Source organism: Acidovorax sp. 69, from assembly GCF_002797445.1.
GTDB lineage: Bacteria > Pseudomonadota > Gammaproteobacteria > Burkholderiales > Burkholderiaceae_C > Acidovorax.
Window position 1 is genome coordinate 1064426 of sequence record NZ_PGEP01000001.1, and the last position, 16625, is coordinate 1081050.

Consider the following 16625-nt stretch of genomic DNA (forward strand, 5'->3'; position numbering starts at 1 on the left):
TTGTGGTTCTTGCCCTGCCATCCATTTATTGAGGAGTATCCCGGCGTGAGTTTCAACCCTGATCCCGATCTGTCCGGCACCATTGCGCGGCTGTTTGTGTATCCCATCAAATCTTGTGCCGGCATTGAGGTTCAGCAGGCCTTGCTGACGGAAACCGGGTTGGATCTGGACCGCGCCTGGATGGTGGTGGATGCCAGCGGCATGTTCCTGACCCAGCGCGCCTTGCCCCGCATGGCGTTGATCCGGCCTCAGCTCAAGAGCGACGAAATGGTGCTGCGTGCGCCCGGCATGCTGGCCCTGCATGTGGCGATTGATGCCGTCGAAGCCCCTGCAACCGTGACCGTGTGGCGGGACACGGTGCCGGCATGGGACATGGGCGCCGTGGCTGCCCAGTGGTTCACCGACTTCCTGGGGCAGCCGTGCCGACTGGTGCGGTTTGATCCCGAGCACCGGCGTTTGTCGAGCATGGAGTGGACGGGCGGGGTGGAGGTGCCCAATCAATTTGCGGACGGTTTTCCCATCCTCATGGCCAGTGAGGCTTCCATGCAGGAACTCAACGGTCGGCTGTCTGCAGCAGGCCATGCCACCGTGGGCATCGAACGTTTTCGGCCCAATGTGGTGCTCGCTGGGGTCGATGCGCACGATGAAGACCGGGTGGATCTGGTGCGTTTGGACGGCGACGCCAGCGGCCAGATTCACCTACAACCCGTGAAGCCCTGTGCGCGCTGCCCCATTCCCAACATCGACCCGGCCACGGCAGAGGCCAGCCCCGCGGTCGGCGACGTGCTGCGCGCCTATCGTCAGGACAAGCGACTGGACGGAGCTATCACCTTTGGCATGAACGCCATCGTGTCCCAGGGGGCGGGGCAGTGGTTGCGCGTGGGGCAGCGTGTGGCAGCCGATTTGCGGTTTGAATGACGTTCGCAAACCGGGGCGTGAGGTAGGGTGGCCGGTAGCCCCGTAAAATCGGCGGTTTGTCTCCAGAACACCAGAAAGCCCTGCCATGAGCCTCCAATGCGGCATCGTGGGCCTGCCCAACGTCGGCAAGTCCACTCTTTTCAACGCGCTGACCAAGGCCGGCATCGCCGCCGAAAACTATCCCTTCTGCACCATTGAGCCCAATGTGGGCGTGGTGGAGGTGCCAGATCCGCGCCTCCAGCAACTGGCCGGCATCATCTCGCCCGAGCGCATCGTTCCCGCCATTGTGGAGTTTGTGGACATCGCCGGTTTGGTGGCGGGTGCGAGCCAAGGCGAAGGCCTGGGCAACCAGTTCCTGGCCCACATCCGTGAAACCGACGCCATCGTGAACGTGGTGCGCTGCTTTGAAGACGACAATGTGATCCACGTGGCGGGCCGCGTGGACCCGATCTCTGACATTGAAGTCATCCAGACCGAGCTGTGCTTGGCCGACATGGGTACGGTGGACAAGGCGCTGAACCGCTACACCAAGGCCGCCAAGTCGGGCAACGACAAGGACGCCGCCAAATTGGTGGCCCTGCTCACGCGCATCCAGGCTGCACTCAATGAGGGCAAGCCCGCCCGCTCGGTCGAAATCACCAAGGAAGAGCAGCCGCTGCTCAAGTCCCTGTGCCTGATCACCGCCAAGCCCGCGATGTTCGTGGGCAACGTGAGCGAAGATGGTTTCGAGAACAATCCCTTCCTGGACCGTCTGAAGGAATACGCCGCCAGCCAGAACGCCCCCGTGGTGGCCATCTGCGCCAAGATGGAAGCCGAAATGGCCGAGATGGGCGATGAAGACCGCGACATGTTCCTGGCCGAAATGGGCCAGAGTGAGCCAGGCCTGGCTCGCCTGATCCGTGGTGCCTTCAAGCTGCTGGGTCTGCAGACCTACTTCACTGCTGGCGTGAAGGAAGTGCGCGCCTGGACCATCCACATTGGTGACACCGCCCCCCAGGCCGCTGGCGTGATCCACGGTGACTTCGAGCGCGGCTTCATCCGCGCGCAGACCATTGCTTTTGACGATTTCATCGCCCTCAAGGGTGAGCAGGGCGCCAAGGACGCGGGCAAGATGCGTGCCGAAGGCAAGGAGTACGTGGTGAAGGATGGCGATGTGCTGAACTTCTTGTTCAACGTGTGATTCGCCTGTGGGCCCGTTTTGTGGGCCTGCGTTGGGGCAATGACTCCCCTGTCCCTGTCCGGCCGCTGGCTGGCAGGGATTTTTTACGACTGCTCTCTGTGCACTGCAGCAAATTTGCCCATCTTTCATTTGCTCGCTCATGAACACCGGAATCTTCTACGCCACGTTGGCCTACATCGCTTGGGGCCTGTTTCCCCTCTACTTCAGGCAGGTCGCCGATGTGCCATCGCTGGAAGTGGTCATGCACCGCACACTGTGGTCTCTGGTGGTCGTGCTGGGCCTTCTGGCGGTGCGCAGGCAATGGGCCTGGATGGCCACTGTGTTGCGCCAGCCTCGGGTGTTGGGTGCGTTTGCGTTGTCTGCCGTGCTGTTGTCCGGCAACTGGTTGACCTATGTGTGGGCCGTGCAGAACCAGCATGTTGTCGATGCCAGCCTGGGCTACTTTATTCTGCCGCTCGTGAATGTGGCGCTGGGTTTTGTGTTTCTTCGCGAACGTCCTCGCCCGGGGCAGTGGCTGGCCGTGGCTGTGGCCGCAGCGGGTGTGCTCTGGCTGACAGTACAGGCGGGTCGCCTGCCCTGGATTGCGCTGGTATTGGCACTCAGCTTCGGGTTTTATGGCTTGCTGCGCAAGGTGGCGGTGCTGGGCGCGCTGGAGGGACTCGCGCTGGAAACCATGATGCTTGCGCCGGTCGCCGCCCTGGTTCTGGGGTGGTGGGCCTGGAACGGCGATGGGGCGTTGGTGCACGGCGACTCAGCCTCCATTGGCTGGTTGGTGCTGGCAGGGCCCATGACGGCCGTGCCACTGCTGTTGTTCGCTGCGGGTGCGCGGCTGATACCGATGTCCACGCTGGGTATCCTGCAATACATCTCTCCCAGCCTGCAGTTTGCGCTGGGCGTCTGGATTTTTCACGAGGCCTTCCATCCTGCGCGCCTGGTGGGTTTTGTCTTGATCTGGGGTGCTCTGCTGGTCTACAGCCTGGAAGGCTGGTGGGTGCGGCAGCGGGAGTAGGCGGCTAGCGGCCGTTCGCGGGCCAAGGGGGTTGGGTGCGACAGAAAAGCGCGCGGAGTTTTCTATGTCTGTCCCACACAAGATCGCTCGCCGGCCCTGGTCCGAACCCGTGTTCAATGGATTCATACCGCTTGGGCGGAGCCGTGGCACTGTATGCGGCGCTTTGGCTGGCTCAGCGGACCGGTTGGAATTTTGGGGCGACTTGGTATGAGGTTTTTTTGCGCAGTGTTGTCTCCTGCTGCCGTCGTCGTGTCGCCTACGGCCTATCGAACGAACCCAGGCCTTAGCCTGCCTCTGTGTGTTTTCTGGACGCAAAAACCTGTTCTCGGCCATGGATGGGGCGTTGCTCTTTGATTGATCTGGTGGGTTGACATGTTCTCGGTAGCTCGGACACTGGATGGCTTCGCCATCTTTGTGCGCTGTCCTATGTTTAATGTCTGGTTTTATGTTCCACGCATCGTCTGCGAGAGTCCTCATGGCGGCTCGCACTGAGCAGCAGGTGCCGTGATGGAAGGTCCCGCGTCCGCATCGACAGATCTGCATGCCGAATATGCGGTGGCCGAGCGCCGTATTGCGTTGCTGCGGCGCAGTCCGCAGGTCTTTGCGCATCCCGTGGGGCGCATTGAATGCATCGAGACCCATATCTCGTGGGTGCTGCTGGCGGGCGACTTTGCCTACAAGTTCAAGAAACCTTTGCAGCTCGATTTTCTGGACTTCAGCACCGCCGCGTTGCGACGTGCAGCCTGCGAGGAGGAACTGCGCATCAATCGTCGCACTGCCCCTGCGATGTATCTGGGGCTTGTGGGCCTTCACCACGAGGTGGCCGCAGAGGCGCTGTGGTTTACGCCGCTTTGCGATGCCGCGCAAGATGCAGAGCCTGCCGTACAGATGCGCCGCTTCGGTCAAGAGGCATTGTTTGGCACCGCCCTGGATCTGCAGAAGGTGCTGCCGGTGCAGGTTGATCTGCTTGCCCGGCATGTGGCGCAATTTCATGCGTCTGCAGCCATCGCTGCACCTGGGCTGGGTTGGGGGACGGCACCAGCGGTGCGCGCTCCGGTGGATGCCTGCCTGACGGCATTGCGGGATGTGGTGGCAATGGCTTTGCCCGCGCAGGCGCCGCTGCTGGACCAGGTGGCCGCCTGGTTCCGTCAGCAGGGCGATGCACTCGCGCCGGTCTTTGAGGACCGGCTGACCCATGGGCGGGTGCGCGAATGCCATGGGGATCTTCACCTGGCCAACATCGCGCTCATTGACGGACATCCCCAGTTGTTTGATGCCATCGAGTTCAATCCGGCGCTGCGCTGGATCGATGGTGTGGCTGATATCGCCTTTGTGGTCATGGACCTCACGGCCCATGGTCGTTCCGATCTGGCCTGGCGTTTTGTGAATTTGTGGCTGGAGTACACCGGGGACTACCACGGCCTGCGGGTGCTGCGGTACTACTGTGCCTATCGCGCGCTGGTGCGGGCACGGGTTGCTGGCATGCAATGGGTGCCGCGTGGTGACGCGGGCTCTGGTGGCGCGGCCGTTCGCACTTTGCAGCAGTATCTGGCACTGGCGGCAGAGTATGCGGGGCTCTTTGCCGGGGGCTTGCCCACGATACCAAACGCATCGCTGTGGATGGCCCATGGGTTCTCGGGGGCGGGCAAGAGCACACACACTCTTTCGCTGGCCTGCCAGCGCGGCATGGTCCGGGTGCGTGCCGATGTCGAGCGCAAGCGCCTGTTTGGTTTGCTGCCAGAAGCCCAAAGTGACGCAGTGCCTGGCGGCATCTACACCCCTGACGCCACGCGACGAACCCGTGACCGCCTGGCGCAAGTGGCTTGTGATGCGCTCTCGGCGGGGCTTTCCGTGATCGTGGACGCTACTTTTCTGGACTCTGAAGCGCGGTCGCACTTCGTGGGTCTGGCGGGTAGGTTGGGAGTACCTTGTCGCATCCTTTCGTTCGAGGCGCCGCTGGAGATATTGAGGGATCGGGTGCGCGGGCGATCCGCCGCAGGCGGGGATGCTTCGGAGGCAAGCGTCGCAGTGCTGGATGCGCAATGGGCGAGCGCCAGTCCCTTGCTGGCGGCTGAGGAACTGATCACCTTGCACGTGGACACGACCCGGCCGGTGGATTGGGATGTGTTGCTGCCTCGGGTGGGGGCGTCGCCCGTCGGGCCGTGAGGTGGCGTGGCCCAGGCCCACGTCCACGTCCACGCACTAAAGGCTCAGATGCCCTGGCATGAAGTACAGCAGCACGCTCGTCATGGCCAGGTAGCGGAGGAATTTGCCCACCGCCATGTAGGCCAGACATTGCCAGAACGGCAACTTCAGCCAACCGGCCACGGCGCACAGGGGGTCGCCCACCACAGGCAGCCAGCTTAGCAAGCAGGCCCGCGCGCCAAAGCGCTTGAGCCAATTCAGCGCCCGTACATCGGTGGCATTGCCACGGGCCTTGTCCACGGCCTTGTGTGCGCCCAGGCCCATCCACCAGCTGACCCCGCCGCCCAGCGTGTTACCTGCCGTGGCCACAATGATGGCGGGCCAAAACAGTTCAGTGTTGAGTTTGATCAGGCCAAAAACGGCGGGCTCAGAGCCCAGCGGCAGCAGGGTGGCCGAGACAAACGACACGACAAAGACCGTACTCAGGCCGAATTGCGGCAGGGCCAGCCATTCCATCAGCTGGTGCATCCAGATTTCCATAGGCCCTCAGTGTAGGGCGCTGTACGAATTCCCAAGGCGTCCTGGGTCGCTGTCCTACAGCGGTCTGCGCCATCCACGCATGGCTTGGCCTGGCGAGCCTTTGTATCGTGAAACCACGCTGCACCGGACAGCCTCCCAGGAGGAACCTCATGCTCTTCGCCCCCCAATACCCCATCGCGCGCTTGCCTTCACCGTCTGATACGTGCCCGGCTTCTACCCGGTGGTGGTCGGTGGCCGCAGCCTTGTTGCTGGCGGCCTGTGCGCACAGCCCCCAGGCTGCAGTGCCGCCCGACGGCGCGGGTACGGCTGTGGTGGTAGGGGCTTCTGCATCGGCCCTCGCGTGCCAAGAAGCGCCCAGGGTGCGCCCCTCGCTCCAGCGAATCGCCCACGAACTGCAGGCCCAAGGCATGGTGTTGCAAGCCAGTTGCAAGGCCGCCAGTGGCGGCTGGATGGTGCAGGTTCGGGTGGTGGACGGTGTGAAGGCGCGAAAGGTGGTGCGGGGCCCACTGGCCGATGGCGGGGACGTGGACATGGGAACCCCCTCCGGTGTGGTGCTGGCGGGTGCCCCGACGGGTGCCGACGGATTCTCTCCCGATGTGCAGCACAACCGGCAGTGGCTGCGCGCGCTCATGGCGCGCCATCAGTTCGATAACCTGCCGGACGCTTGGTGGCATTTTGCGCAGCCTGGTGTGTCGCCTGCGCAGGCCGCGGATACCGATCTCGCTGTGCGCTGACGGACGGACGGATGGATGGATTGACTGATTGACGGCCGGCACTTGCCGTTTTTTGTCTGCGGGGTGTGGCCAGGAATCGGCCTCTCGGGCGCCGTGTTTTTGCTGTACCCATCGGGTGGCGTGCACGGACAGATTCAGTGGGCCGCAAATTTCATTTGCTGAAATTTTGAGCAGGTACAATCCTGCCTCCTTTTTCAGCATTCGCTGCTGCCCTGATCGCACCCCCCATCCATGCACATCGGCCACATTCCTTTGGCGAACCGGTTGTTCGTCGCCCCGATGGCGGGCGTCACCGACCGGCCGTTTCGCCAGCTGTGCAAGGCGCTGGGGGCGGGCTATGCGGTCAGCGAGATGGTGACCTCGCGCAAGGACTTGTGGAACAGCCTCAAGACCTCGCGCCGGGCCAACCATGAAGGGGAGCCGGGGCCCATTGCCGTGCAGATTGCCGGCACCGATGCGCCGATGATGGCCGAGGCAGCGGTCTACAACGTGGAACGCGGCGCGCAGATCATCGACATCAACATGGGCTGCCCGGCCAAGAAGGTCTGCAACAAGTGGGCGGGCTCCGCCCTGATGCAGAACGAAGCCCTGGCGGTGGAAATCGCCGAGGCGGTGGTGCAGGCCTGTGCGCCCTTCAATGTGCCCGTCACGCTGAAGATGCGCACCGGCTGGTGCCAGGAGCACAAGAACGCGGTGCAACTCGCGCGGCAGTTCGAGGCGGTCGGCATCCAGATGCTCACCGTCCACGGCCGTACGCGCGAACAGGGCTACAAGGGTTTTGCGGAGTACGACACCATCGCGGCCGTCAAGGCGGCGGTGAAGGTGCCCGTGGTGGCCAATGGCGACATCACCACGCCTGAAAAGGCGCGCGATGTGCTGGCGGCCACCGGCGCCGACGCGATCATGATCGGCCGCGCTGCCCAGGGCCGCCCCTGGATCTTCCGCGAGATCGGCCACTTTCTGGCCACGGGTGAACACCTGGCGCCACCGCTGGTGGCCGAAGTGCGCCGCTTGTTGCTCGACCACCTACAAGACCACTACAGCCTGTATGGCGAGCTGACCGGGGTGCGCAGCGCACGCAAACACATTGCGTGGTACCTGCGCGCGCTGCCGGGGGGCGAGGCCTTCAGGCAACACATCAATACGATCGAAGACTGCACCACACAGTGGCAGGCCGTGGCCGACCATCTGGATGCCTTGGGGCAACAGATGGACCGCTTGCCCGCTGCCACCGATGTGGATGCAGAACCAGAAGAACAAGAGGGATTGGCTGCATGAGCAAGAAACACATAGAAGAATGCGTGCGGGAGAGCCTGCAGGGCTACTTTCGTGACCTGGGCGGCGAGACCCCCGATGGCATGTACGAGATGCTGGTGCGCGTGGTCGAAAAGCCGCTGCTGGAGGTGGTGATGACGCACGCCGACAACAACCAGTCGCGCGCGGCCGAATGGCTGGGCCTGAACCGCAACACCCTGCGCAAGAAACTGGTCGAGCACAAGCTGCTCTGACGGATTGAAAGTATTTGCTATTTAATTTATAGCTGTATGCGCTGATTGAATAAGCGCTAGAGCCTGTTTTTATTCAAACCCTCCCCACCCACACCATGAACGCACTTCTCTCCGTCTCCGACAAGACCGGCATCGTCGAATTCGCGCAAGCCCTGCACGCGCTGGGCATCAAGCTCTTGTCCACCGGCGGCACCGCCAAGCTGCTGGCCGACAAGGGCCTGCCCGTGACCGAGGTGGCCGAGGTCACCCAGTTCCCCGAGATGCTCGACGGCCGCGTGAAGACGCTGCACCCCAAGGTGCACGGTGGCCTGCTGGCCCGCCGCGAGCTGCCCGAACACATGGCGGCTTTGAAGGAACACGGGATCGACACCATCGACCTGCTGGTGGTCAACCTCTACCCCTTTGAAGCCACCGTGGCCAAGGCCGGTTGCACGCTGGCCGACGCGATTGAAAACATCGACATTGGCGGCCCGGCCATGGTGCGCAGCGCCGCCAAGAACTGGCGAGACGTGGGCGTGATCACCTCGGCCGACCAGTACGAAGCCGTGCTGGCCGAGCTCAAAGCAGGCGGCAAGCTCAGCGACAAGCTGCGTTTTGCGCTGTCGGTGGCGGCGTTCAACCGCATCGCGCAGTACGACGGCGCCATCAGCGACTACCTGTCGTCGGTGACGTTTGAAGCAGAGAAACTGTCGGAAACCTACGTACCCACGCGCGCCCAGTTCTCCGGCCAGAGCAACGGCATCTTCACCAAGGTGCAAGACCTGCGTTACGGCGAAAACAGCCACCAGCAGGCCGCGTTGTACCGCGATCTGCACCCCGCTCCGGGTTCGCTGGTGACGGGTGTGCAGTTGCAGGGCAAGGAGCTGAGCTACAACAACATCGCCGACGCCGACGCCGCGTGGGAATGTGTGAAGAGCTTTGACGCCGCCGCCTGTGTCATCGTCAAGCACGCCAACCCCTGCGGCGTGGCCGTGGGCCTGGATGCGCTGGACAGCTACAGCAAGGCTTTCCAGACCGATCCCACCAGCGCCTTTGGCGGCATCATCGCCTTCAACCGTACGGTGGACGGCAATGCCGCGCAGCAGATCTCCAAGCAGTTTGTCGAAGTGCTGATGGCCCCCGACTTCACCCCCGAAGCGCTGGAAGTGTTCAAGGCCAAGGCCAATGTGCGCCTGCTCAAGATTGCGCTGCCCGCACACGGTGGTCAGACTGACTGGGCGCGCGGCCGCAATGCCATGGACGCCAAGCGCATCGGCTCGGGCCTGCTGCTGCAGACGGCCGACAACCATGAGCTGTCGCTGATTGACCTGAAGGTCGTGACGCAAAAGCAACCCACACTCGAACAGATGGAAGACCTGCTGTTTGCCTGGAAGGTCGCCAAGTACGTCAAGAGCAACGCCATCGTCTTCTGCAAGGGCGGCATGACCATGGGCGTGGGTGCCGGCCAGATGAGCCGCCTCGACTCGGCCCGCATTGCCAGCATCAAGGCTGGGCATGCCAATCTGTCGCTGCAGGGCACCGTGGTCGCCAGCGATGCGTTCTTCCCCTTCCGTGATGGCCTGGATGTGGTGGTCGATGCAGGCGCCACCTGCGTGATCCAGCCCGGTGGCTCGATGCGTGACAACGAAGTCATCGACGCTGCCAACGAGCGTGGCGTGGCCATGGTGTTCAGCGGCGTGCGCCACTTCCGCCATTGAGTCCAGTAGTCGCGCGGTGGTGGGCAGGCCCGCGCAGCGGGTCCCTGGGCCCACCTTGCTGAACAAACCCAATGGCCCAGCCCCCTTTTGACGACGAGCCGGACAGCCCGCGCCCGCGCTGGCTGGCGTGGGCTATCGGCGTGTTGGCTGTCTGCATTGCGCTGGGCATGGTGAACCTGGCCTGGCGCATGCTCACCGGCAGGCTGGGCCCCACGGTCGACCAGAGTGTTGTTGCGCCCGCAAGCACGGCTGACGCTCCCGCTGCACAGTCTGTGTTGCCGGCGCCGGCAGCCGCAGGCAGTTGCATGCGTTGCCATGGGGTCGAACACAGCTTCGTCGGCCCCGCTTTTGTGCGCATTGCGGAGCGCTACCGCGATCGCGCCGACGCGCAGGCGTATCTGGCCAGCAAGATTGTGAACGGTAGCGTGGGGGAGTGGGGCCGCGTCATCATGCCGCGCCAGGTGGGCGTGACAGACGCCATGGCGCAGCAGCTGGCGGCCTGGATTGTGCAAATGGCACCGCCGCCTGCGCAGAGCGGGGCCGAGCGCCCGGCCAGCGCGGTTGCGCCCTGACGCCGAGCGCACAAGCCTGGCCTGCTTCCCGTCGGCATGCAGCGGGCTACGGCACTGGATTTATGGTGTTTTAAGCCTCCAGCGCCTGTTGCATATGCTTGGGCAGCTATTGTTTTTGCGTACTACTATGCCGTTGCCTTGCAAGGCGTTCCCAGCGCAAATTCCAGCGGCAGGCCCACGTAGTTCTCGGCCAGCGATGTAGAGGCCGCGCGCGAGTTGACGAGGTAGTCAAGCTCGGCCTCCTGGATCTTCTGGCCGAATTCGCCCGTTTCTGGAAAACGGTGCATCAGCGAGGTGAACCACCACGAAAAACGCTCGGCGCGCCACACGCGGCGCAGGCAGCGGTCGGAGTAGGTGTCGATGCCGACGTTCGATTTTTCGTTGTAGAACTCGGTCAGTGCGTTCCACAGATAGCCGACGTCGCTGGCGGCCAGGTTCAGCCCCTTGGCGCCGGTGGGGGGCACGATGTGGGCCGCGTCGCCCGCCAGAAACATGCGTCCAAACCGCATGGGCTCGGCCACAAAGCTGCGCAGTGGGGCGATGCTCATCTCCAGCGCCGGGCCGGTGGCCAGATTTGCGCGTGCCTCTGGGTCCAGGCGGTGGCCCAGCTCGGTCCAGAACTGGTCGATGGTCCAGTTCTCGACCTTGTCTGTGGAGGGCACCTGCAGGTAGTAGCGGCTGCGCGTGGCACTGCGCATGCTGCACAGGGCAAAGCCGCGTTCGGTATTGGCGTAGATGAGTTCGTGCGAGACCGGTGGTACATCGGCCAGCACGCCCAGCCAGCCAAAGGGGTAGACGCGTTCGTAGGTTTTGAGCACGTCGGCCGGGGCGCTGGCGCGGCACACGCCGTGAAAACCATCACAGCCCGCGATGAAGTCGCAGGCCAGTTGGTGCTTCACGCCGTCTTTCTCGTAACGCACGACGGGGGTATGGGTGTCGAAGCCTTCAACGGCCACGTTCTGTGCGTCGTATACCGTGGTCAGCCCTTCTGCCGCGCGGGCGTCCATCAGGTCGCGGGTCACCTCCGTCTGGCCGTACACCGTCACGCGGCTGCCGCCCGTGAGTTCGTGCAAATGGATGCGGTGGCGCTGGCCCTTGAACAGCAGCTCGATGCCGTCGTGTGGCAAGCCCTCGGCATGGGCGCGGGCACCGACTCCGGCCTGGTCCAGCAAGTCCATGCTGACTTGCTCCAGCACGCCAGCGCGGATACGGCCCAGCACGTAGTCGGGGCTGCGCTGTTCGATGATGACGGCGTCAATGCCCGACTTGTAGAGCAACTGTCCGAGCAGCAGGCCGGCGGGGCCTGCGCCGATGATGGCAACCTGGGTACGCATGGTGGACAACCTCACAAAGGCGTTGAAAAGCGATAAAGGAACAGGGTCAAGCGTAGGTTGATCCATGTCAATTCGGGGTCGGCCTGTGCCACTAGCGTGCGATTGGTGGATGTGTTGTGCGATCATCGCGCAATCTTCGGTGCTTAGGCATCTCGGCACGCCTGCTGCTGGCTTGTTCGTTGAGCCGCCTTGCGCCTGACGCCGCCCATCAACCAACTGACCCAACCACGCTGGAACCCGCATGACCACCGTTCCCATTGCCAAAGCAGACTTCATCGAAGGCATGGCCAAGGGCATGGCCGTGCTGGAGAGTTTTGACACCGAACGCCAGCGGCTCAATGCCACGCTGGCCGCGCAGCGCACGGGCCTTACGCGCGCGGCGGCGCGGCGCCACCTGCTGACGCTGGCGCATCTGGGGTATCTGGAAACGGATGGCAGCTACTTCTGGCTGGCGCCCAAGGTGCTGCGGTTTTCAGGCAGCTACCTGGCCTCAGCCCGGCTGCCGCGTGTGCTGCAGCCCACACTCAACCGCCTGGCGGCGCAGACCCAGCAGTCGTTTTCGGCCGTGGTGCTGGATGGCAGCGAGGTGGTGATCGTGGCGCGCAGCGGCGTGTATGGCGCACCGACGCGGGTGCTGGCCTATGGCCTGCATTTGGGGGCGCGGCTGCCCGCCCACCCGACGTCGACCGGACGGGTGCTGCTTGCGGCCTTGCCCGCTGCACCATTGACGGCGTGGCTCAAGGCCTGTTCGTTGCACCGGCTCACGCCCCACACCCTCACGCAGGTGGGGCCGTTGCGGCAGGCGATTGCCAAGGTGCGGCGCGACGACTATTGCCTGGCGGTGGAAGAGCACGAACTGGGCGTGCATGCGCTGGCCGTGCCCCTGCGCAATCTGCAGGGCGACACGGTGGCGGCGCTCAATGTGGTGGCGTCGCCCAAGCAGGTGGATGAGAGCAGCCTGCAGCGCGACATGCTGCCGCTGCTGCAGGAGGCCGCCCGCGAGTTGCGCGGGCTGCTGTGAACGCTAACGTGGAGTTGGAAAACGGAAATATTAATAAAAATAGGCCTAGCGTTTGATGGTAAAGCGCTAGTAGCTATTATTTTGATAGTGCCTTGAACACTTCGCGGGCCGCTGCCACGGTGGCGGCAATGTCGTCAGCGGTGTGGGCAGAGCTGACAAAACCGGCCTCGTACAGCGCAGGTGCTATATAGATACCGCGATCCAGCAGGCCATGGAACAGCTGGTTGAAGCGCGCGTTGTCGGTCTTGAGCACCTGGGCGTAGTTCTGGGGCAGCTCGGGCAGCAGGAAGAATCCGAACATGCCGCCTTCGCAGTCGGTGCTGAAAGGCACGCCTTCGGCGGCGGCGGCGGCGGCCAGCCCATCGACCAGCGAACGGGTGGTGGCGGACAGCGCGTCGAAGAAGCCGGGCTTCTTGATCTCGCGCAGCGTGGCCAGTCCGCAGGCCGTGGCTACCGGGTTACCCGACAGTGTGCCGGCCTGGTACACGACGCCCAGCGGTGCGAGGTGTTCCATGATGGCGCGCGGGCCGCCAAAGGCCGCCAGCGGCATGCCGCCACCAATCACTTTGCCCAGCACCGTGAGGTCGGGCTTGAAGCCGGGAATGCTCTTGGCATAGACGCTTTGTGCGCTGCCCAGGGCGACGCGGAAACCCGTCATCACTTCATCCAGCACCAGCAGCGCACCGTATTCGGTGCACAACTCGCGGCAGCGCTTCATGAACGGCACGCTCGCGCGCACCAGGTTCATGTTGCCCGCAATGGGCTCGATCATCACGCAGGCCAGTTCCTTGCCGTGCAGGGCAAAGGCTTCTTCCAGCTGGGCCACGTTGTTGTATTCAAGCACCAGGGTGTGCTGCACCACTTCAGGCGGCACACCGGCGCTGGTGGCATTGCCAAACGTGGCCAGGCCCGAGCCGGCCTTGACCAGCAGCGAGTCGGCATGGCCGTGGTAGCAGCCCTCGAACTTGATGAACTTGCTGCGGCCCGTGGCGCCCCGGGCCAGACGGATGGCGCTCATGCCCGCCTCGGTGCCGGAGCTGACGAGGCGGATCATCTCCATCGAGGGAACGAGGCTGAGGATTTCCTCGGCCAACTCGACTTCGCGTTCCGTGGGGGCGCCAAAGCTGAAGCCTTCGAGCGCTGCAGCTTGCACTGCCTCCAGCACGGCGGGGTGACCGTGGCCCAGGATCATCGGGCCCCAGGAGCCGATGTAGTCGATGAAACGCTGGTCGTTGGCGTCCCAGAAATACGCGCCCTTGGCGCGCTTCACAAAACGGGGCGTGCCACCCACGGCCTTGAAGGCCCGTACGGGAGAGTTCACGCCGCCGGGGATCAGCGCCTTGGCGCGTTCGAACAGGGGGATGTTGAGATCAGTGCTTGGTGTCATGGGGGGGCATCACAAAGCCTTCGAGGGCCTGTGCTTCGTCAATCGGGGGGTCTTCTTCGTCATCGTCGGGCTGGGCCCAGAACATGCGGTCGGGCACGATATGCCCCATTCCGGGGCGAAAGCCCGCATCCAGGCAGCGGTCGAGGTAACCCAGGGCTTCGCTGGTGGCTTCGCCCAGGTCATTGCCGCTGGCCACCAGGGCGGTGAGTGCGGCCGATAAGGTATCGCCCGCGCCGGAGAAGGTGGCATCAAACAGCTCGAACTTGCCGCTGCCCATCACGGTCTGGGGGGAGGCGAGCACATTCTCGACAAACTGCTCAGGCAAGGGAATGCCGGTGACCAGGGTGTATGGCACGCCCATCTCGGACGCCGCCCGGGCGATGTCGCGCGCCGTGGGGCTGCGGTCACCCGTCCAGTCCGGCAGCAGCCAGCGCCACAAGGTACTGTGGTTTCCAACCAACACCGAGGTCTGCGGCAACAACAATTCGCGAAAGGCGTCCAGGTACTCGTCGATCAGCTCTTCACGCCACCATGACAGGTTGGGCATGTACGCTATCACTGGGACTTCGTCATAGTCTGTCGTTATTTCGGCAATGGTGCTGATGTTCTCGGGGCTGCCCACAAAGCCCACCTTGATGGCCTGCACCGGCAGGTCCTCCAGTACGGCGCGGGCCTGCTCGGCGACGGCCTCATCGTCAAAGCTGAAGTGATCGAAAATCTGAGCAGTGTCGCGGGCATAGGCGCCGGTAACGACAGCAATGGGATGTCCGCCGACGGAGGCGATGGTCGTGATGTCTGCGGTCAGACCACCCGCGCCACTGGGGTCACTGGCGTTGAATACGAGCACGCAGGCCGGACTGGCTTCCTCCGAGTCGTCATCTTCAATATCTATGATTTCTGAGGGGGAAAGAGGTGCTTTTTTGGTCATGGACCAGTTCCTGCTTGAAGGGTGGCACAGAAGCTGCAGGCGGCGGAGATGACTAGATACAATCGTTGCATTCTATGTGAAGGCCCTTTAAGCTGTGATCGACTCTAAAACTTGGATGTGTTTGATTTGCGGTTGGATTTATGACGAGGCAGAGGGCTCTCCAGAGCACGGCATTGCACCCAACACGCCATGGGATCAGGTTCCAATGAATTGGACCTGCCCGGAATGTGGCGCCCGCAAGGACGATTTCGAGATGGTTCAGATTTGAGGCGCTGCAGCACCATTTGCTGCGGCGTTGTTTATTTTCTCCATCGGGAGCAGTGACAATTGACTACAACAGGCGCATCTTTCAAAGTGCTCGTGGTGGATGACAGCAACACCATCCGTCGAAGCGCCGAGATTTTTCTCAAGCAGGGGGGGCACGAAGTCTTGTTGGCCGACGACGGCTTTGACGCTTTGGCCAAAGTCAACGATTACCAGCCTCAGCTGATTTTCTGTGACATCCTCATGCCCAAGCTCGACGGGTACCAGACCTGCGCCATCATTAAGCGCAATGCCCGTTTTGCAGATACTCCGGTGGTGATGCTGTCCTCCAAGGATGGTGTATTTGACAAGGCGCGTGGGCGCATGGTCGGCTGCCAGGAATATCTCACCAAGCCATTTACCAAAGACCAACTGTTGCAAGCGGTTCAACAGTTCGGCAATTCCCAACAAGGAGCCATGTAATGCCCATTCAGAAAGTATTGGTCGTCGACGACTCGAAGACCGAGTTGATGTTTTTGACGGACCTGCTTCAGAAAAAAGGCATGCAAGTCCGTACTGCAGAAAATGCCGACGAAGCATTTCGCCGCCTGGCTGAAGAGAAGCCAGACCTGATCCTGATGGACGTTGTGATGCCGGGCCAAAATGGTTTTCAGCTGACCCGTGCCATTACCCGCGATCCGCTGTATGCCGATGTTCCGATCATCATGTGCACCAGCAAGAACCAAGAAACAGACCGTGTTTGGGGGATGCGTCAGGGTGCGCGTGGCTACATTACCAAGCCGGTGGATCCCGCCGAATTGCAGGCCAAAATTGACGCTCTGAACTGAGGCTGCGGCGCGCTCATGGCCAACCGCGAAGCCCTACGAGAGCTCCAGACCCGACTTGCCAGTCGCCTTCAGGCTGCAAGAACCGAAGGTACGTCTGTTTCATCCTGGCTGGCTGTCGAGTCCGCTGGGAGTTTCTATTTGCTGCCGCTAGCACAGTCGGGGGAAATTTTCCCCTGGGTGTCTGTGCAGGCGGTGCCCTATACCCAAAGCTGGTTTCTCGGCGTTGCCAATCTGCGTGGCGGCTTGGTCGGCGTGGTTGACCTTGCCGGGTTGATGGGCGGTGTGGCGCCCCGCACCGAGCAGGCTTTGGCAGAAGCCAGCTTGCTGGCCTTCAACGCAGCGCTGGAAGTCAATGCGGCGCTGTTGGTGGATCGTCTTGCTGGGTTGCGCGGAACCGATGCATTCGTATCGTCTGAGCCACCGGCTGAAGACTCCCCCAGCTTTTTTGGCACCACCTATATCGATTCCAGCGGCACACGCTGGCAGGAACTGAACTTGCAGATCCTGTCCCAACATCCCGATTTCCTGAGCATCAGTGCTTGAGTTTTTCTGTAAGGCTGC

General features: G+C 62.8%; 18 protein-coding genes. 14 read left to right on the top strand and 4 right to left on the bottom strand.

The annotated features are described in order from the left end of the window. The first annotated feature begins 45 nt into the window (after nucleotides 1-45). The 4 genes from CLU85_RS04925 (at nucleotide 46) to CLU85_RS04940 (ending at nucleotide 5273) form a co-directional block, all read left to right on the top strand. Nucleotides 46-918 (top strand): MOSC domain-containing protein, encoded by an 873-nt coding sequence (locus CLU85_RS04925; protein WP_100409308.1) that lies wholly within the window; start codon nucleotides 46-48, stop codon nucleotides 916-918. Nucleotides 919-1003: 85 nt separating this feature from the next. Next, a complete protein-coding gene (gene ychF / locus CLU85_RS04930) occupies nucleotides 1004-2098 on the top strand; it encodes a redox-regulated ATPase YchF (protein WP_100409309.1) in 1095 nt (364 codons plus the stop codon). 139 nt (nucleotides 2099-2237) lie between these two features. After that, nucleotides 2238-3107 carry an EamA family transporter RarD gene (rarD, locus tag CLU85_RS04935; protein ID WP_100409310.1) on the top strand — a complete coding sequence of 290 codons (870 nt, stop codon included), beginning with the start codon at nucleotides 2238-2240 and terminating at the stop codon, nucleotides 3105-3107. A gap of 507 nt (nucleotides 3108-3614) precedes the next feature. Continuing rightward, nucleotides 3615-5273: a bifunctional aminoglycoside phosphotransferase/ATP-binding protein gene (locus CLU85_RS04940; RefSeq protein ID WP_100409311.1), complete on the top strand. Its 1659-nt coding sequence runs from the start codon at nucleotides 3615-3617 to the stop codon at nucleotides 5271-5273. A gap of 36 nt (nucleotides 5274-5309) precedes the next feature. Here the strand turns inward: CLU85_RS04940 and CLU85_RS04945 are convergent, their stop codons facing one another. Beyond that, nucleotides 5310-5792 carry a YqaA family protein gene (locus CLU85_RS04945; RefSeq protein WP_100409312.1) on the bottom strand — a complete coding sequence of 161 codons (483 nt, stop codon included), beginning with the start codon at nucleotides 5790-5792 and terminating at the stop codon, nucleotides 5310-5312. A gap of 149 nt (nucleotides 5793-5941) precedes the next feature. Here CLU85_RS04945 and CLU85_RS04950 point away from each other — a divergent pair, with 149 nt between their 5' ends. The 5 genes from CLU85_RS04950 (at nucleotide 5942) to CLU85_RS04970 (ending at nucleotide 10303) form a co-directional block, all read left to right on the top strand. After that, nucleotides 5942-6526, top strand: a complete 585-nt coding sequence (locus tag CLU85_RS04950; protein WP_100409313.1) for a M15 family metallopeptidase — start codon at nucleotides 5942-5944, stop codon at nucleotides 6524-6526. A gap of 231 nt (nucleotides 6527-6757) precedes the next feature. Continuing rightward, nucleotides 6758-7804, top strand: coding sequence for a tRNA dihydrouridine synthase DusB (dusB, locus tag CLU85_RS04955; protein WP_100409314.1), 1047 nt, complete (start codon nucleotides 6758-6760; stop codon nucleotides 7802-7804). Further along, nucleotides 7801-8034 (top strand): Fis family transcriptional regulator, encoded by a 234-nt coding sequence (locus tag CLU85_RS04960; RefSeq protein ID WP_010459546.1) that lies wholly within the window; start codon nucleotides 7801-7803, stop codon nucleotides 8032-8034. The genes dusB and CLU85_RS04960 overlap by 4 nt, the downstream gene beginning before the upstream one ends. Before the next feature lie 95 nt (nucleotides 8035-8129). Beyond that, on the top strand, nucleotides 8130-9731 hold the full coding sequence (gene purH, locus CLU85_RS04965; RefSeq protein ID WP_100409315.1) for a bifunctional phosphoribosylaminoimidazolecarboxamide formyltransferase/IMP cyclohydrolase: 1602 nt from the start codon (nucleotides 8130-8132) through the stop codon (nucleotides 9729-9731). Nucleotides 9732-9802: 71 nt separating this feature from the next. Further along, entirely contained in the window at nucleotides 9803-10303 is a 501-nt protein-coding gene (locus CLU85_RS04970; RefSeq protein ID WP_100409316.1) for a c-type cytochrome, read from the top strand. A 125-nt stretch (nucleotides 10304-10428) separates the two neighbouring features. On the opposite strand, the gene pobA is transcribed toward CLU85_RS04970, so the two are convergent. Continuing rightward, nucleotides 10429-11637 carry a 4-hydroxybenzoate 3-monooxygenase gene (gene pobA, locus CLU85_RS04975; protein ID WP_100409317.1) on the bottom strand — a complete coding sequence of 403 codons (1209 nt, stop codon included), beginning with the start codon at nucleotides 11635-11637 and terminating at the stop codon, nucleotides 10429-10431. Between the two features lie 241 nt (nucleotides 11638-11878). On the opposite strand from pobA, the gene CLU85_RS04980 reads away from it, so the two are divergent. Continuing rightward, complete coding sequence (locus CLU85_RS04980) at nucleotides 11879-12658, top strand: IclR family transcriptional regulator C-terminal domain-containing protein (RefSeq protein ID WP_100409318.1); 780 nt, start codon at nucleotides 11879-11881, stop codon at nucleotides 12656-12658. Nucleotides 12659-12734: 76 nt separating this feature from the next. Here CLU85_RS04980 and hemL read toward each other — a convergent pair whose 3' ends face one another. After that, nucleotides 12735-14045: a glutamate-1-semialdehyde 2,1-aminomutase gene (gene hemL, locus CLU85_RS04985; RefSeq protein WP_100409319.1), complete on the bottom strand. Its 1311-nt coding sequence runs from the start codon at nucleotides 14043-14045 to the stop codon at nucleotides 12735-12737. Continuing rightward, nucleotides 14029-14973 carry a bifunctional hydroxymethylpyrimidine kinase/phosphomethylpyrimidine kinase gene (locus tag CLU85_RS04990; protein ID WP_100409320.1) on the bottom strand — a complete coding sequence of 315 codons (945 nt, stop codon included), beginning with the start codon at nucleotides 14971-14973 and terminating at the stop codon, nucleotides 14029-14031. The genes hemL and CLU85_RS04990 overlap by 17 nt, the downstream gene beginning before the upstream one ends. Before the next feature lie 94 nt (nucleotides 14974-15067). Here CLU85_RS04990 and CLU85_RS04995 point away from each other — a divergent pair, with 94 nt between their 5' ends. Genes CLU85_RS04995 through CLU85_RS05010 form a run of 4 tightly spaced genes read left to right on the top strand, consistent with a single transcriptional unit; the run spans nucleotide 15068 to nucleotide 16607 of the window. Further along, nucleotides 15068-15241 carry a rubredoxin gene (locus CLU85_RS04995; protein WP_100409321.1) on the top strand — a complete coding sequence of 58 codons (174 nt, stop codon included), beginning with the start codon at nucleotides 15068-15070 and terminating at the stop codon, nucleotides 15239-15241. Nucleotides 15242-15300: 59 nt separating this feature from the next. Further along, on the top strand, nucleotides 15301-15699 hold the full coding sequence (locus tag CLU85_RS05000) for a PleD family two-component system response regulator (protein ID WP_005796099.1): 399 nt from the start codon (nucleotides 15301-15303) through the stop codon (nucleotides 15697-15699). Further along, on the top strand, nucleotides 15699-16064 hold the full coding sequence (locus tag CLU85_RS05005) for a PleD family two-component system response regulator (RefSeq protein ID WP_010459520.1): 366 nt from the start codon (nucleotides 15699-15701) through the stop codon (nucleotides 16062-16064). Before CLU85_RS05000 ends, CLU85_RS05005 begins: the two co-directional genes overlap by 1 nt. Before the next feature lie 15 nt (nucleotides 16065-16079). Continuing rightward, a complete protein-coding gene (locus CLU85_RS05010) occupies nucleotides 16080-16607 on the top strand; it encodes a chemotaxis protein CheW (RefSeq protein WP_100409322.1) in 528 nt (175 codons plus the stop codon). Nucleotides 16608-16625: the final 18 nt, after the last annotated feature.

Coding starts and splice junctions, on each gene's coding strand:
- CLU85_RS04970 (WP_100409316.1), top strand. CDS start 9,803: ATGGCCCAGCCCCCTTTTGACGACGAGCCGGACAGCCCGCGCCCGCGC.
- CLU85_RS04945 (WP_100409312.1), bottom strand. CDS start 5,792: ATGGAAATCTGGATGCACCAGCTGATGGAATGGCTGGCCCTGCCGCAA.
- dusB (WP_100409314.1), top strand. CDS start 6,758: ATGCACATCGGCCACATTCCTTTGGCGAACCGGTTGTTCGTCGCCCCG.
- ychF (WP_100409309.1), top strand. CDS start 1,004: ATGAGCCTCCAATGCGGCATCGTGGGCCTGCCCAACGTCGGCAAGTCC.
- CLU85_RS04940 (WP_100409311.1), top strand. CDS start 3,615: ATGGAAGGTCCCGCGTCCGCATCGACAGATCTGCATGCCGAATATGCG.
- CLU85_RS04980 (WP_100409318.1), top strand. CDS start 11,879: ATGACCACCGTTCCCATTGCCAAAGCAGACTTCATCGAAGGCATGGCC.
- CLU85_RS04950 (WP_100409313.1), top strand. CDS start 5,942: ATGCTCTTCGCCCCCCAATACCCCATCGCGCGCTTGCCTTCACCGTCT.
- CLU85_RS05010 (WP_100409322.1), top strand. CDS start 16,080: ATGGCCAACCGCGAAGCCCTACGAGAGCTCCAGACCCGACTTGCCAGT.
- rarD (WP_100409310.1), top strand. CDS start 2,238: ATGAACACCGGAATCTTCTACGCCACGTTGGCCTACATCGCTTGGGGC.
- pobA (WP_100409317.1), bottom strand. CDS start 11,637: ATGCGTACCCAGGTTGCCATCATCGGCGCAGGCCCCGCCGGCCTGCTG.
- CLU85_RS05005 (WP_010459520.1), top strand. CDS start 15,699: ATGCCCATTCAGAAAGTATTGGTCGTCGACGACTCGAAGACCGAGTTG.
- CLU85_RS04960 (WP_010459546.1), top strand. CDS start 7,801: ATGAGCAAGAAACACATAGAAGAATGCGTGCGGGAGAGCCTGCAGGGC.
- purH (WP_100409315.1), top strand. CDS start 8,130: ATGAACGCACTTCTCTCCGTCTCCGACAAGACCGGCATCGTCGAATTC.
- hemL (WP_100409319.1), bottom strand. CDS start 14,045: ATGACACCAAGCACTGATCTCAACATCCCCCTGTTCGAACGCGCCAAG.
- CLU85_RS04990 (WP_100409320.1), bottom strand. CDS start 14,973: ATGACCAAAAAAGCACCTCTTTCCCCCTCAGAAATCATAGATATTGAA.